Raw genomic sequence first — 14,436 nt, 5'->3', positions numbered from 1 at the left:
GCGACCGTCGACAATATACAAAACGGTAATCAGCAGAGGGGCCCAGGACTGCCGGCTCAGGAAATAGTGCAGCCTGACCGATGCAGCGCCCTCTCAGAGCCAGGGTGAGATGATAATGCAAGATGGCATAATGGAGCAGATGTGGAAGAATGCCCACCTCTACGGTGGCAATCTTTCATATGTTGAACAACTATACGAAACTTACCTGATGGACCCGAACGCCGTTCCACAAGAGTGGCGCGAAGAGTTCGATAAACTTCCCAAAGTGGGTGACAGCATTTCCCAGGATGTCCCGCATTCCACAGTACGGGAACACTTCCTCCTCCTCTCCAAGAATCAGAAGCGCGCCACGCCGGTTTCCGGCAGCAGTGTCAGCTCCGAACACGAAAAGAAGCAGGTTCGCGTACTACGCATGATCAACGCATTCCGTGTGCGTGGTCATCAGCATGCCGACATTGACCCGCTGAACCTGATGGAGCGTGAGCAGGTACCTGATCTGGACCCGCGATTCCACGAGCTGTCCGAGGCGGACTTTGATACCCGCTTCCAGCTGGGCTCGCTGTTCTTCGGACCAGAAGAAAGCTCGCTCAAGGAGATCCTGGCGGACCTCAAGAAAACCTATTGCACTACCGTCGGCGCTGAGTACATGCACATCGTCGACACTCAGGAAAAACGCTGGATTCAGTCCCGCATGGAGCCTGTGCGCAGCCATCCGGTACTGACCAACGAAGAGCGTACCCATATTCTCGAGCGTCTGAGCGCTGCAGAAGGCCTGGAAAAATACCTGGGCTCACGTTATGCCGGCGCCAAGCGTTTCGGTCTGGAAGGTGGCGAGAGCCTCATTCCCTGCCTTGACGAGCTGGTTCAGCGTGCCGGTCGTGATGGTGCCAAAGAGCTGGTTATCGGTATGGCCCACCGTGGCCGTCTTAACGTACTGGTTAACATCTTCGGCAAGAACCCGCAGGAACTGTTCGGCGAGTTCGAAGGCAAGAAGATGCTGGAAACCTCTGGTGACGTGAAATACCACCAGGGCTTCTCCTCCAACGTCATGACTGCCGGTGGCGAAGTTCACCTGGCAATGGCGTTCAACCCGTCTCACCTCGAGATCGTTTCTCCGGTAGTTGAAGGCTCCGTGCGTGCCCGTCAGGACCGCCGTGATGATGCCATCGGTAACAGCGTGATTCCGGTTTCCATTCACGGTGATGCTGCGGTCGCAGGTCAGGGCGTGGTAATGGAAACCTACCAGATGTCCCAGACCCGTGCGTACAAGACGGGTGGCACCATCCATATCGTCATCAACAACCAGGTGGGCTTCACCACTTCCAAGAAGGAAGATGCGCGTTCCACCGAGTACTGTACTGATGTTGCGAAGATGGTTCAGGCGCCGATCTTCCACGTTAACGGTGACGATCCTGAAGCTGTACGCTTTGTCACTCAGCTGGCACTGGACTACCGCAACGAGTTCAACAAAGACGTTGTGATCGATCTGGTCTGCTACCGTCGTCGCGGCCATAACGAAGCCGACGAGCCGTCCGGTACCCAGCCGCTGATGTACAAGCAGATCAAGGTGCAGAAAACCACCAAGGAACTGTACGCTGCACGTCTGGTTGAAGAAGGTGTTCTTTCCGCTGAAGAAGCGAAGTCACTGGACCAGGAATACCGTCAGGCACTGGAAAACGGTGAGCACGTAGCCAAATCTCTGGTCATGCAGCCCAACGAAGAGCTGTTCGTTGACTGGCGTCCTTACCTGGGCCACAAGTGGTCTTTTGAATGTGACACCAGTGTTGATCCGAAGTTGCTGAAAGAGCTGGCGAACAAGACCTGCGAATTCCCGGAAGGGTTCAATATCCAGCGCCAGGTTCAGAAGATCTACGAAGATCGCAAGAAAATGGCGGCAGGTGCCATGGAGATCAACTGGGGCTTCGCCGAAACCATGGCGTACGCAACCCTGTTGGCCGAAGGCTACCCGATCCGTCTGACCGGTCAGGATGTCGGTCGTGGTACTTTCTCACATCGTCATGCTGTGGTGCATAACCAGAAAGATGCCACCAACTATGTGCCGCTGCAGAATCTGGCCGAAGGTCAGCCGGATTTTGATATCTATGACTCTTTCCTGTCTGAAGAAGCGGTTCTGGCATTCGAATACGGCTACGCCACCACCACGCCGAATGCGCTGGTGATCTGGGAAGCGCAGTTTGGTGATTTCGCCAACGGTGCCCAGGTTGTAATCGACCAGTTCATCACCTCCGGTGAGCACAAGTGGGGCCGTCTCTGTGGCCTGACCATGTTGCTGCCGCACGGTTTTGAAGGTCAGGGCCCGGAGCACTCGTCTGCACGTCTGGAGCGTTTCCTGCAGTTGTCTGCAGAGCACAACATCCAGGTATGCGTACCGTCCTCACCGGCACAGATTTTCCACCTGCTGCGTCGCCAGGTCGTGCGTCCGCTGCGTAAGCCGCTGATTATCATGTCGCCCAAGTCGCTGCTGCGCCACAAGCAGGCCGTTTGTTCCCTGGAAGATCTGTCTGAAGGCACCTTCGAGCCGGTACTGTCTGAAGTGGATACGCTGGATCCGAAGAAGGTCAAGCGTCTGGTTATGTGTAGCGGCAAGGTTTACTACGACCTGTACAACCGTCGAGCAGAACTGGAAAAAGATGATGTTGCCATCATCCGTATCGAGCAGCTGTATCCGTTCCCGGAAGAGCCGCTCAAGCAGGCGATCGCTGAATATACTAACCTTGAGTCCGTTGTCTGGTGTCAGGAAGAGCCGATGAACCAGGGCGCCTGGTACTGCAGCCAGCATCACATGCGCAATGTTTTGCAGCAGCATGATGCCAAGCTGTACCTCGAAGGCGTTGGTCGCCCTCATGCGGCTGCACCGGCTGTAGGTTATATCTCTGTACACCTTGAGCAGCAAGAGAAGCTGGTCAACGAAGCCATCAACGGTTAACACAGGCTCGATGAAATAGCCTGATCAGGATTATTAAAGGAAAAAGCATGTCCACTGAAATCAAAGCGCCAACTTTCCCTGAGTCCGTTGCAGACGGAACTGTCGCCACCTGGCACAAACAGCCCGGCGAGGCTTGCTCAGCTGATGAGCTGATCGTTGATATCGAAACTGACAAGGTTGTGCTGGAAGTTGTTGCACCGGCTGATGGTGTACTCAAGGAAATCGTTAAAGGCGAAGGCGACACTGTTCTGAGTGAAGAAGTGATCGCAACCTTTGAAGCGGGTGCTGCTGCTGAAGCTCCGCCGCCGGCTGCTTCTGCTCCGGCAACTGAAACTGCAGCTGCTCCGGCTGCAGAAGTGACCACCGATGCTGACAAGATCGGCCCGGCTGCACGCAAACTGATCGATGAAAACGGTCTGGATGCGTCTCAGATCAAGGGTACCGGTAAGAACGGTGGTATCACCAAGGAAGACGTACAGAACTTCCTGAAGAACAAGCCTGCTGCAGCACCTGCTGCCGCGGCACCGGCTGCTGCCGCTCCGGCTCTGAATGTTCCGGTTGGCGAGCGCACCGAAAAGCGTGTTCCGATGACCCGTCTGCGTGCCACCATCGCCAAGCGTCTGGTAGAGGCACAGCAGAATGCTGCCATGCTGACGACTTACAACGAAGTCAACATGAAGCCGGTGATGGAACTGCGCAAGCAGTACAAGGACCTGTTCGAGAAGGTTCACGGCGGCACTCGCCTGGGCTTCATGTCCTTCTTCGTTAAGGCTGCAACTGAAGCTCTGAAACGCTTCCCGGCTGTCAACGCGTCTATCGACGGTAACGACATGGTCTACCACGGTTACCAGGATATCGGTGTTGCCGTTTCTACCGACCGCGGTCTGATGGTACCGGTTCTGCGTGACACCGACTCCATGAGCCTGGCTGAGGTTGAAGGTACCATCGCTGACTTCGGTAAGCGTGGCCGTGAAGGCAAGCTGGGTATGGACGACATGCAGGGTGGCACGTTCACCATCACCAACGGTGGTGTGTTCGGTTCCCTGATGTCTACTCCGATCCTGAACCCGCCGCAGACTGCAATCCTGGGCATGCACAAGATCCAGGAGCGTCCGATGGCGGTGAACGGTCAGGTTGAAATCCTGCCGATGATGTACCTGGCGCTGTCATACGACCACCGTATGATTGACGGTAAAGAGGCGGTACAATTCCTCGTTACCATCAAGGATCTGCTGGAAGATCCGGCCCGTATGCTGCTGGATGTTTAATCAGACCCACCTTCGAACGAGTGTAAACAGGACTAAGTAATGTCAGATAAATTTGATCTTATTGTTATCGGTGCCGGCCCTGGCGGTTATGTAGCGGCAATTCGAGCTGCACAGCTGGGTCTGAAAACTGCCTGTGTCGAGAAGTGGGTTGATGATAAGGGTACTCCCGTACTGGGCGGTACCTGCCTGAACGTGGGTTGTATCCCGTCCAAGGCACTGCTGGAAACGACTCACAAGTTGCATGAAGCTCAGCATGGCTTTGCGGCTCAGGGTATCGTTGCCGACAACGTACAGATCGACACCAAACAGATGGTGGCGCGCAAGGACCAGATCGTTAAGAACCTGACCGGCGGTATCGCAGGTCTGTTCAAGGCGAACGGTGTCACTCTGCTGCAGGGTACCGGCAAACTGCTGGCCAACAAGCAGGTTGAAGTCACTGCTCAGGACGGCAGCACCTCCGTGCACGCGGCTGACAACGTGATCCTGGCGTCCGGTTCCGTACCGGTCGAGATCCCGCCGGCTCCGCTGACTGAAGGCCTGATCGTTGATAACGAAGGCGCACTGAAAATCGATGAAACGCCCAAGCGTCTGGGTGTTATCGGTGCCGGTGTTATCGGTCTGGAAATGGGCTCTATCTGGGCGCGTTGCGGCTCTGAAGTCACCGTGTTTGAAGCGATGGATGACTTCCTTGCTCTGGCGGACGTTGATGTTGCCAAGGAAGCCAAGAAACTGCTGACCAAGCAGGGTCTGGATATCAAACTGGGCGCACGTTGCACCGGTACTGAAATCATCGATGGCAAGGAAGTGAAGGTTAAGTTCACTGACGCCAAGGGTGATCAGGAGATGGTATTCGACAAGCTGATCGTTGCGGTTGGCCGTCGTCCCCAGACTCAGGGTCTGCTGTCTGAAGACTCCGGCGTCAAGCTGGATGAGCGTGGCTTCATCTTTGTTGACGAGAACTGCCGTACTGATGCACCGGGCGTTTACGCAATTGGTGACTCCGTACGTGGTCCGATGCTGGCACACAAGGCATCGGAAGAGGGCATCATGGCTGTAGATATCATTGCCGGTCACAAGGCGGCAATGAACTACGACTGTATCCCCAACATCATTTACACCTTCCCGGAACTGGCTTGGGTCGGCAAGACCGAGCAGGAACTGAAGTCTGAAGGTGTGAAGATCAAGGTCGGTAAATTCCCGTTTGCTGCATCCGGTCGTGCAATGGCGGCCAATGCAACTGAAGGCTTCGTCAAGATCATCGCTGACGAAGAAACCGATCGTGTACTGGGTGTTCACATGGTTGGCGGTATCGCCTCCGAACTGATCGCTCAGGGTGTGATTGCAATGGAATTCTGCGCCAGCGCAGAGGATCTGCAGCTGATGGTGTTCGCTCACCCGACCGTCAGTGAAGCTGTTCATGAAGCAGCGCTGGCTGTAGACAATCACGCTATTCACATTGCGAATCGCAAAAAGCGATAACCTGAAGGGTTAACCCCGCCAGTGGCGAACCCATTGGTGGGGATTGCAGAGCAAAAGGTGTGTTTTCGTGTCTGCACTACTCAGCGAAAACACCTGTATAACCGATAACACAACGGATTAGAGCATGAACCTTCACGAGTACCAGGGCAAACAACTGTTTGCCGAATATGGTCTGCCGGTTTCCAAAGGAATCGCGGTAGATACTCCGGAAGCGGCTGCTGAAGCGGCTGAAAAGATTGGCGGTGACAAGTGGGTTGTAAAAGCCCAGGTTCACGCCGGTGGCCGTGGCAAGGCAGGTGGTGTAAAGCTGGTTGATTCCCCGGCTGAAGCCCAGGCCTTCGCAGAAAAATGGCTGGGCGAGCGTCTGGTAACTTACCAGACAGATGCCAATGGCCAGCCTGTTTCCAAGATTCTGGTTGAGACCTGCACTGACATCGCAAATGAGCTGTACCTGGGTGCAGTAGTCGATCGCTCCAGCCGTCGTATTGTCTTCATGGCATCCACCGAAGGTGGTGTTGAGATCGAGAAAGTTGCTGAAGAGACTCCGGAAAAGATCCTGAAAGCAACCATCGATCCGCTGACCGGTGCTCAGCCCTACCAGGGTCGTGAGCTGGCGTTCCAGCTGGGTCTGCAGGGTGACCAGATCAAGCAGTTCGTCAACATCTTCCTGGGTCTGGCGAAGATGTTCGAAGAAAAAGATCTGGCGCTGCTGGAAATCAACCCGCTGGTCATCACTGACCAGGGTAACCTGCACTGCCTGGACGCTAAAGTCGTTATCGATGGTAACGCTGTTTACCGTCACAAGGATCTGCAGTCCATGCAGGATCCGTCTCAGGAAGACGAGCGTGAAGCACGCGCGGCTGAATGGGATCTGAACTACGTTGCACTGACCGGTACTATCGGCTGCATGGTTAACGGTGCGGGCCTGGCAATGGGCACCATGGACATCGTTTCTCTGCACGGTGGCTTCCCGGCCAACTTCCTGGACGTTGGTGGTGGTGCAACCAAAGAGCGTGTTACCGAAGCCTTCAAGATCATCCTTGAAGACAGCAAGGTTAAGGCCGTGCTGGTTAACATCTTCGGTGGTATCGTTCGCTGCGACCTGATCGCAGACGGCATCATCGGTGCGGTTAAAGAAGTAGGTGTAAACGTACCGGTTGTAGTACGTCTGGAAGGTAACAACGCTGAACTGGGTGCGCAGAAGCTGGCTGAGTCCGGTCTGGACATCATTGCAGCAACCAGCTTGACTGATGCTGCTCAGCAGGCAGTTAAAGCAGCGGAGGGTAAATAATCATGGCCGTTCTGATCAACAAAGATACCAAAGTCATCTGTCAGGGCTTTACTGGTGGCCAGGGTACTTTCCACTCTGAGCAGGCGATTGCTTACGGCACCAAAATGGTTGGTGGTGTAACTCCGGGTAAAGGCGGTACTGAGCACCTGGGTCTGCCGGTATTCAACACCGTTAAAGAAGCTGTAGAACAGACTGGCGCTGAAGCGTCTGTTATCTACGTTCCGGCTCCTTTCTGTAAGGATTCCATCCTGGAAGCGGCTAATGCCGGCATCAAGCTGATCGTCTGCATCACTGAGCACATTCCGGTTATGGACATGCTGCAGTGCAAAGTGAAGTGTGATGAGCTGGGTGTTCGCCTGATCGGCCCGAACTGCCCGGGCGTGATCACTCCGGGTGAATGCAAGATCGGCATCATGCCGGGCCACATCCACCTGCCGGGTAAAGTCGGTATCGTTTCCCGTTCCGGTACTCTGACGTACGAAGCGGTTAAGCAGACTACTGACGCTGGCTTCGGTCAGTCTACCTGTGTCGGCATCGGTGGTGACCCGATTCCGGGCTCTAACTTCATCGATATTCTGGAAATGTTCCAGAACGATCCGCAGACTGAAGCGATCGTTATGATCGGTGAGATCGGTGGTTCTGCCGAGGAAGAAGCGGCTGCCTACATCAAGGCAAACGTAACCAAGCCGGTTGTTTCCTACATCGCTGGTGTTACTGCACCTCCGGGCAAGCGCATGGGCCACGCCGGTGCGATCATCTCCGGTGGTAAGGGTACTGCAGACGAGAAGTTTGCTGCTCTGGAAGACGCTGGTGTGAAGACTGTTCGTTCTCTGGCTGACATCGGTAAGGCTCTGGCTGAACTGACTGGCTGGGAAATGAAGTAAGTTTCTTCTGATCCCTGAAAAAGGCAGCTTCGGCTGCCTTTTTTTGTGCCTGTCTGCCGTGTGCTCACTGGCATTCTGTTAGAATGCCCACTTCTTTGCAGCAGCACCAACAGGTACCTATCTTGAGTCAGCACCCTTTTTCCCAGCTTGCGCTTAAACCTGAACTCCTGCGTAATCTGGAGAGCCTTGAATATGCCCAGATGACGCCGATCCAGCAGGATAGCCTGCCGGTGATACTGCAGGGGCGTGATCTGATTGCACAGGGCAAGACTGGCTCCGGCAAGACCGCTGCCTTTGGCATAGGTCTGTTGCAGCAGTTGGATAACACCTCTTTCCAGGTGCAGTCGCTGGTGCTCTGCCCAACGCGCGAACTGGCTGACCAGGTGGCTCAGGAGCTGCGCCGTCTGGCGCGACAGATCCCCAACGTGAAGGTGCTCACGCTCTGTGGCGGTATGCCCCTGGGGCCTCAAATTGGCTCGCTTGAGCACGGTGCCCATATTGTTGTGGGTACTCCCGGACGCATCGAAGAGCATCTGCGCAAGGGTACACTGCGCCTGAACCGTCTGCAGACACTGGTGCTGGATGAAGCAGACCGAATGCTGGAGATGGGTTTCCAGGAAGCGGTTGATGCCATCGTGGCCACGACACCGGCTGAGCGTCAAACCCTGTTGTTCAGTGCAACCTTTCCCAAAGAGATTGCGGCCATTGCCGGTCGTATTCTGCGTGACCCCGTTCGGGTTGAAGTGGAAGCGGTTCATCAGAACACAAGCATCGAGCAGCATTTCCATGAAATTACCGATGACAGCCGGGATGCGGCCGTAACACGTCTGCTGTATCACTATCGTCCGGTGTCGGCCGTCGTGTTCTGTAATACCAAGCAGGAAGTCCGCGACCTGGAACAGCACCTGCAGGGTGATGGCATTGCCGCCGTGGCACTGCATGGCGATCTGGATCAGCGTCAACGTGATCAGACGCTGGTCCGTTTTGCCAATCAGAGTGCAACGGTACTGGTGGCAACGGATGTGGCGGCCCGTGGTCTGGATGTAGAAGGGCTGGATCTGGTGATCAACCATCGCCCGTCCAAGGAATCACAGGTGCATGTGCACCGCATCGGCCGTACCGGGCGTGCCGGACAATCGGGTATTGCCGTTACTTTGTTCAACGAGCGTGAGCGTTTCAAGCTGGCAGCGGTTGAAGCCCAGATGGATATGATCATCACTGACGAACCCTTGCCCAAAGGCGTCATTACCGATGATTATCGCCCGCCCATGACAACGCTGCAGTTGGATGTCGGCAAGAAGCAGAAAATCCGACCAGGCGACGTGCTGGGCGCACTGACCCGTGGCGGTGAGCTGGCGGGTGACCAGGTAGGTAAAATCCGTGTTTTTGATTTTTCTACCTATGTTGCTGTAAGCCGTCCCGTCGCCCGTGATGCAGTGCGTGCGCTGTCAAAAGGCAAGGTTAAAGGCCGTCCCTGTCGTGTACGTCAGCTACGCTGAGGAGTCGATATGAAAATATGGGTGGATGCGGATGCCTGTCCGGTGGTGATCAAGGAGATCCTGTTCCGGGCAGCCCAACGCACCGGTGTTGAACTGACGCTGGTAGCCAATCATGCGCTGAAAGTGCCGCCGGATGCCAATATTCGCTCATTGCAGGTAAGTGCCGGTTTTGATGTGGCGGACCATGAAATCGTTCGCCGTGTCGAAACAGGTGATCTGGTTATTACCAGTGACATTCCGCTGGCATCAGAAGTGCTGGAGGAGGGGGCGTTGGCACTCACTCCGCGGGGTGAACGTTTCACGGCAGAAAACATCAAGGCGCGGCTGAACATCCGTGATTTTATGGAAACGCTGCGCGCCAGTGGTGTACAAAGCGGTGGGCCGGCGGCCCTGAGTCAGGCAGATCGTCAGCAGTTTGCCAATCAGCTGGATCGAATTCTGGCGCGCGCGCTGAAAGCCTAACCGATACGGTGGGGCGCCAGGTCGATCTGCTGTAGCCGGCGTCCGTGCATTTGTACCTTGCCGGAGTAGCGTTCATCCCCGGTAGAGGTGAAATAGAACTGATACTGGCGTACCAGTATTACCCTGCCATGGTCCGGGTCTCGGGCCAGTCGTATTTTTTCCAGTGCAATGCTTTCGTCAAGCAATTGTACACCTTCACGCTTGCAGTATTGGCGAACAGCACGAGTGGCGAATTCCCGTCGCTTCAGGTTGTTCCACCAGGCATAACACACCATAGCGGTCAGTGAGAGCCAGAAGAGGTCAGCCAATTCAAGCCACATGTGCAGAACCGTCCATTCAAAATACAAGCATCAAAAGTGAAGGCGCATCATAACCTTATCTCCGCATGGATGAAAATACCCGAGTAAAATGATAAGGTATGTACAAGAGGGACAGCAAAACAGGAGAGTACAATGTCTATGGGTTGCCATTTAACCGAACTTCCATTTGATAACAGCTATGCACGCTTGCCCGCCAGCTGGTTTCAGGAAGTGGACATACAGCCGCTGAAAAATGCGCACCTGATTGCGTTTTGTCCTGAGGTAGCATCTACCCTCGGCCTGGACCCCTGTCGCGTTAAGCCTTCTGACCTGGTCACTTTTTGTGGTGGTCACGAGCCCTGGCCGGGTACACGTCCGCTGGCGATGAAATATACCGGTCACCAGTTCGGGACTTACAATCCTGACCTTGGCGATGGTCGTGGCCTGCTGCTTGGTGAAGTGGCAGGACAAGACGGCGTTCGCTACGACTTGCATCTCAAGGGGGCCGGCAAAACCGCGTTTTCGCGTTTTGGGGATGGGCGTGCCGTGCTCAGGTCCAGCATTCGCGAATATCTTGCCGGTGAAGCAATGGCTGGTCTGGGCATTCCAACCACCCGTGCACTCTGTTTACTGGGCAGTGAAGACTACACCATGCGCAATGGCATGGAGCCCTGTGCTCAGTTGCTACGCGTCACACCCTGTCATATTCGTTTTGGTCATTTCGAATTCTTTTTCTATTCAGGGCGTCATGAAGAGCTGAAGCAGCTGGCCGATTACTGCCTTGAACGCTTTTTCCCTGAGCTGCAGGGTGAAGCGAATCCGGTATTGGCCATGTACCGTGAGGTGCTGGAACGCACTGCTCGCCTGGTGGCATCCTGGCAGGCCTATGGTTTCGTTCATGGCGTGTTGAATACCGATAACATGTCGATCCTGGGTGAAACCTTTGACTATGGACCTTATACCTTTATGGACTGGTATGAGCCGGATCACATTGCCAACAAGAATGATCATGAAGGCCGTTATGCTTTCCGCTACCAGCCGGCCATTGTGCAGTGGAACCTGGCTGCATTGGCGCAAGCCCTACTGCCTTTGATAGAGCGTGAAGCACTGGAAGCAGAACTTGAGCGTTTCATACCGCTGTACCAGGCCGCTAAGCTTGAATTCATGCGGGCGCGTCTTGGTCTGCAGCGAATAGAGTCGGGTGATGCCGAGCTGGTTGAGCGACTGGAGGCTCTTTGGGCGCGTTATGAAATGGACCATAACCGTTTTCTGCGCCTGTTGTCCGAGTGGGACGTCAATGAAGTTGAGGGACGTGCAGCCCTGAATGCCCTGGTCGACAATGCGGGCGAACTTAACACCTGGCTTGATGACTATGCCGCACGTGCTGATCTGGAGCCTGCCAGTGCCCCCATTCGTCGGCAGCAGATGCGCAGCGTCAATCCGCGTTATATTCTGCGCAACTACATGGCAGAAGAAGTGATTCGCGAGGCACACCAGGGCGACTATCGACCCTTTAATGACCTGCTGCCCTTGCTGCGCCACCCCGGTGACGAACATCCTGAGCATCAGCGCTATGCGGGATCGCCACCGGATTGGGCGGCCGCCATTAATCTGACATGTTCTTCCTGAGTCAGCGGTGTCAGTTGCATAAGCGGGTTCAGTGACGGCTTTTCAGGCGTGCGCCCAGCCAGACCGAGCCTATACCACCCGCTATAACCAAACAGGTGCCTGCCCAGCTGTTAAGGCCGGGCACCTGGTCCCAGATCAGCCAGCCCCAAAGCCCTGTCATGACTACGCCAAAGTAGCTCAGCGGTGAAATAATGGAAGCCGGGGCATGGCTGTATGCACGTGTGTACAGCCACATGGTGATCCAGATGGATAGTGCGATCAGGCCCACGGCCGGCAGGCTGGCGGGTTCGGGCGTGCGCCAGTTGCTCAGTGCCAGCGGCAGGCTGCAAAGCGTTGAAATCAGGAAATAGTAAAACAAAACCCGGTTGACGGGTTCCGTCTGCGCAAGTTCCCGCGTCGTCACAATAGAGCCCGCCAGCGTCAATGCCGAAACCAGTCCCACCAGGTGCCAGCTGCTAAGACCGCTGCCTTCTGGTTGAATAATCAAGGCAATACCGGCAAAGCCAACCAGCAAGGGGAGCCATGCCAGCAGGGGCAGGCGTGCACCATGCCATAACAGTAGCCACAGCGGGACGCACAAAGGCGCAGCGTTACGCAGCAGGGCGGCATCCACCAGCGGTATCTGTTCCAGGGCCAGATAGTAGGCATAGAAGCAGGCCCAGCCACAGCTTCCCCGCAGCAAGTGCAGCCAGGGCCTTTGGGTTGCCAGGCCTTGCCGGCCTTTTTTGATAGCCCAGGGCAGCATGGCCAGGGTACAGAGGCCGTATTGGAAGAGTACAATCATCTCGATCGACAGGGTGCTGGCGGTCAATTTGATGAGCACGGCTGCAAGGCTCATGACCAGACTGGTGGCAAGCGCAAATGCCACGCCCGCCGTAATATTCTGATGAGTGGAAGACACTCGGCTTCAATCCTTGTAAATTAATAACTTAGACACTCCGGCTAGATGGAAGATGCCTGATGGATGATCTGGTTCTGCTGATACAAAGTAACTGGCTGAATGCTGTTGCTCTGGTCTGGTTTATGCTCTGTTTTCGCGGGTACATGTATTACGCCGCCTACAAAAGCCATTCAACACCCTGCCTGTCGAGCATGTTGCATCTGTATCGCCGTGAGTGGATGTTGCGCATGCTAGCACGGGATGTACGAATCGCCGATACCACCGCCATTGCCAACCTGGAGCGAAGCGTGGCCTTTTTTGCCTCCACTACGATTCTGGTGCTGGCAGGTCTGGTAACGGTGATGAGTTCGGCAGAGAAGGCGATCAATCTTGTTGAAGATCTCCCCTTTGTGGTGGTGGCGACGCGGCAGGAATGGGAACTGAAGTTGCTGGTACTGGTTGTGCTGTTTATCTATGCGTTCTTCAAGTTTACCTGGAGTCTGCGCCAGTACGGTTTTGTCTCGGTGATGATCGGTGGCGCTCCCTTGCCCGGGGAGGAGCCGAGCGATAATCAGGTCAAGGCGCATGCTGAGCGTATCGCCACCATGGCCTCTATCGCCGCCAATAATTTCAACTATGGTCTGCGCACCTACTATTTCAGCATTGCGGTGCTGGGCTGGTTCATCAATCCCTGGTGCTTTATGGCCCTGAGTTTGGTGATTGTCGTGGTACTGTATCGCCGCGAATTTACCTCGCCTACGTTGCAGACCCTGACCATGAGTTCCGGAGAACCGAAATGACACCCGATGAGTATGCCGGTCGCTGTACCCGGTTTCTGCAGGCCCAGCCCCATATGCGCAAGCTCGGTGTTGAACTGGTTGATGCTGAAGCCAGCCGGGTAACGTTGCGCTTGCCCGTAAACCCGGAGCTTGTAAGCGGGGGGCTGGAAACCTATTTGCATGGCGGTGTTTTGACCACCTTGGTCGATGCGGCCAGCAGTGTGTCTACGCTTTGTGCGCTGGAAGCATTCGAGCTTTGCCCGACTCTGGATCTGCGCATTGATCATATGCGCATTCCTTCAGAAACCCGGCCAGTGTATGTCGATGCAGAATGCTACCGCATCACCCGCAGCGTGTTGTTCACCCGGGCGTCGGTCTATCAGGATGACAAGTCTCGACCAGTGGCCAATGCGGTTGCGACCTTCATGCGGCCCGAAGGCGGGGCTGTAGTATCCGATTTTCAGCAGCTGATTGAAGGGGGCGATGATGCAGCAACTGCTTGAGATGGTGAAAGCGGCGCATGCCAGTGGTGACTATCAGCCGCTGGTCGATTTGATCCCTTATGCACGCATGCTGGGGGTTGAGTGTGCCTGCTATGGTGAAGAGGTTATTTTCAAGCTGCCGGCCAACCCGGACACCATTGGCAACCCGACGATTCCCGCCATCCATGGCGGTGTTATCGCGGCGTTTATGGAGCTGACGGCGCAATTCCAGCTGACATTGCAGATGCCGCAGCCAGGCCTTGCCAAAGTGATCGATTTTTCTCTCGATTACATGCGGGCCGGTCTTCACCGGGATACCTTTGCCATCTGCACCATCAGCCGTCAGGGGCGTCGAATTGGCAACTGCTCGGTATTGGCCTGGCAGGAGCGCAAAAGCCGTCCCATCGCCCAGGCGCGCGCACATTTTCTGCTCGATGCGAGTCCAATACAGGAATCTGCCACCTGAGTGCTTGAAAAGCTGTCAGGCAACCCCATATCCATTCAAGCTAACAGTTTGTTTTTCGGAGATTAGGTACG

The 14,436-nt window shown here is 55.3% G+C and carries 13 protein-coding genes; 11 read left to right on the top strand and 2 right to left on the bottom strand.

Going from position 1 to position 14,436, the window contains the following annotated elements:
* Positions 1-115 precede the first annotated feature (115 nt).
* The 7 genes from BW956_RS05530 to BW956_RS05500 all read left to right on the top strand — a co-directional run bounded on the left by BW956_RS05530 (position 116) and on the right by BW956_RS05500 (position 9,830).
* Entirely contained in the window at positions 116-2,947 is a 2,832-nt protein-coding gene (locus tag BW956_RS05530) for a 2-oxoglutarate dehydrogenase E1 component (RefSeq protein ID WP_010324262.1), read from the top strand.
* 47 nt (positions 2,948-2,994) lie between these two features.
* Positions 2,995-4,215 (top strand): 2-oxoglutarate dehydrogenase complex dihydrolipoyllysine-residue succinyltransferase, encoded by a 1,221-nt coding sequence (gene odhB, locus BW956_RS05525; RefSeq protein WP_010324263.1) that lies wholly within the window; start codon positions 2,995-2,997, stop codon positions 4,213-4,215.
* 39 nt (positions 4,216-4,254) lie between these two features.
* On the top strand, positions 4,255-5,694 hold the full coding sequence (lpdA, locus tag BW956_RS05520) for a dihydrolipoyl dehydrogenase (protein ID WP_010324264.1): 1,440 nt from the start codon (positions 4,255-4,257) through the stop codon (positions 5,692-5,694).
* Positions 5,695-5,818: 124 nt separating this feature from the next.
* Positions 5,819-6,985, top strand: coding sequence for an ADP-forming succinate--CoA ligase subunit beta (gene sucC, locus BW956_RS05515; RefSeq protein WP_010324265.1), 1,167 nt, complete (start codon positions 5,819-5,821; stop codon positions 6,983-6,985).
* 2 nt (positions 6,986-6,987) lie between these two features.
* Positions 6,988-7,869: a succinate--CoA ligase subunit alpha gene (gene sucD, locus BW956_RS05510; protein ID WP_010324266.1), complete on the top strand. Its 882-nt coding sequence runs from the start codon at positions 6,988-6,990 to the stop codon at positions 7,867-7,869.
* Between the two features lie 122 nt (positions 7,870-7,991).
* Positions 7,992-9,368: an ATP-dependent RNA helicase DbpA gene (gene dbpA, locus BW956_RS05505; RefSeq protein ID WP_076462101.1), complete on the top strand. Its 1,377-nt coding sequence runs from the start codon at positions 7,992-7,994 to the stop codon at positions 9,366-9,368.
* Positions 9,369-9,377: 9 nt separating this feature from the next.
* The gene (locus BW956_RS05500; protein WP_076461496.1) at positions 9,378-9,830 is read left to right on the top strand and encodes a YaiI/YqxD family protein; all 453 of its coding nucleotides are present in this window, start codon (positions 9,378-9,380) and stop codon (positions 9,828-9,830) included.
* On the opposite strand, the gene BW956_RS05495 is transcribed toward BW956_RS05500, so the two are convergent.
* Positions 9,827-10,150: a DUF3301 domain-containing protein gene (locus tag BW956_RS05495; RefSeq protein ID WP_010324269.1), complete on the bottom strand. Its 324-nt coding sequence runs from the start codon at positions 10,148-10,150 to the stop codon at positions 9,827-9,829. The two genes, BW956_RS05500 and BW956_RS05495, sit on opposite strands and share 4 nt — an antisense overlap.
* Positions 10,151-10,282: 132 nt before the next feature.
* Between BW956_RS05495 and BW956_RS05490 the strand changes: the two genes are divergently transcribed.
* A complete protein-coding gene (locus tag BW956_RS05490) occupies positions 10,283-11,758 on the top strand; it encodes a protein adenylyltransferase SelO (RefSeq protein WP_076461494.1) in 1,476 nt (491 codons plus the stop codon).
* Positions 11,759-11,786: 28 nt separating this feature from the next.
* On the opposite strand, the gene BW956_RS05485 is transcribed toward BW956_RS05490, so the two are convergent.
* A complete protein-coding gene (locus tag BW956_RS05485; protein ID WP_010324271.1) occupies positions 11,787-12,659 on the bottom strand; it encodes a DMT family transporter in 873 nt (290 codons plus the stop codon).
* Positions 12,660-12,718: 59 nt separating this feature from the next.
* Here BW956_RS05485 and BW956_RS05480 point away from each other — a divergent pair, with 59 nt between their 5' ends.
* From BW956_RS05480 to BW956_RS05470, 3 genes are read left to right on the top strand one after another with little or no spacing between them, the layout of a single operon-like run.
* A complete protein-coding gene (locus BW956_RS05480) occupies positions 12,719-13,438 on the top strand; it encodes a DUF599 domain-containing protein (protein WP_010324273.1) in 720 nt (239 codons plus the stop codon).
* The gene (locus BW956_RS05475) at positions 13,435-13,920 is read left to right on the top strand and encodes a PaaI family thioesterase (protein WP_076461492.1); all 486 of its coding nucleotides are present in this window, start codon (positions 13,435-13,437) and stop codon (positions 13,918-13,920) included. Before BW956_RS05480 ends, BW956_RS05475 begins: the two co-directional genes overlap by 4 nt.
* A complete protein-coding gene (locus BW956_RS05470; protein WP_010324275.1) occupies positions 13,904-14,365 on the top strand; it encodes a PaaI family thioesterase in 462 nt (153 codons plus the stop codon). The genes BW956_RS05475 and BW956_RS05470 overlap by 17 nt, the downstream gene beginning before the upstream one ends.
* Positions 14,366-14,436 lie beyond the last annotated feature (71 nt).

The organism is Marinobacterium stanieri (genome assembly GCF_900155945.1).
In the GTDB taxonomy this organism is placed as follows: Bacteria; Pseudomonadota; Gammaproteobacteria; order Pseudomonadales; family Balneatricaceae; genus Marinobacterium; species Marinobacterium stanieri.
The sequence above is the reverse complement of the archived record's forward strand: the minus strand, read 5'-3'. Positions and strand labels throughout refer to the sequence as shown.